Raw genomic sequence first — 911 nt, 5'->3', positions numbered from 1 at the left:
CGAGGCGCAATCCTTCGCAGCTTATCTCGCGCCACTGCGCAAGGCCGAGTGGGTCGTCTACGCAAAACGGCCGTTCGGCGGGCCGGAGGCGGTACTGGCCTATCTGTCGCGCGATACCCACCGCGTCGCCATCGCCAATAGTCGCCTGATTGCCTTCGATCAGCAGCGCGTCACTTTCAGATGGAAGGATTACCGGGTCGAGGCCCACGACCGTCAAAAGCGGATGACGCTCACCACCTTCGAGTTCATCCGTCGCTTCCTCATTCATGTCCTGCCAAAGGGCTTCCACCGCATCCGTCATTACGGCCTGCTGGCGAGAGGCGCGTGCGCCGACAATATCGCACGCGCGCGCGAGCTGCTCGCCGTCGAAGATCGCGAGGATGGGCTCACCGAGACCCTCGTCGACATCGGCAAGCCGCCGTGTCCATGCTGCGGCGGCCGCATGATCGTCATCGAGGTCTTCGTGCGCGGTGAGATGCCGCGCCAATCGCCGACCGCTCCAAGCCGCGTCATCAGGATCGACACCTCATGACCACGCAACGGCCATTCCGCAAAACTGATCATCTTGCCGGCCGTCCATCGACTGGCCACGGCCGAGTGCACCCGAACGTTCTCCTGTCGTCGTCAATCCGTCGACAGTTCCTGGAGTTCGATGCTGCCCACCATTCATTCAAAGACCGCAACACCGGCGCGCAACTCGCGGCATCGGCTCGAACTCAATCGGCCAGCTCGGCCGCAGCGCTCAAATTCCCATAGCGCTGCCCGCACCATCCCGCCCGCCATGCACGGTTTCCTTGTAAGGGCTTTGTCAAGGGAGGCGTTTAAATAGGCGATAGGTCGGCGCATCTTTTCCTTCGTCAGTTTCTTTGTTCGATCTGAGGCCGTTTCTTCGTCCCGACCCGCACTTCGCT

Annotated in this window: 2 protein-coding genes; one reads left to right on the top strand and one right to left on the bottom strand. The window is 61.8% G+C overall.

Annotation, left to right across the window (positions count from 1 at the left end; all coding sequences use genetic code 11):
* Window positions 1-532: IS91 family transposase (locus tag ACZBJS_RS42590; protein ID WP_463440341.1), on the top strand; the 532-nt coding region annotated here is incomplete at its 5' end.
* A 134-nt stretch (window positions 533-666) separates the two neighbouring features.
* Here the strand turns inward: ACZBJS_RS42590 and ACZBJS_RS42585 are convergent.
* A partial coding sequence (locus ACZBJS_RS42585) for a hypothetical protein (protein ID WP_463440340.1) occupies window positions 667-911 on the bottom strand: 245 nt, incomplete at its 5' end.

The organism is Bradyrhizobium sp. KZN70725 (assembly GCF_055264925.1).
This window is presented reverse-complemented; position numbering and strand designations above follow the sequence as displayed.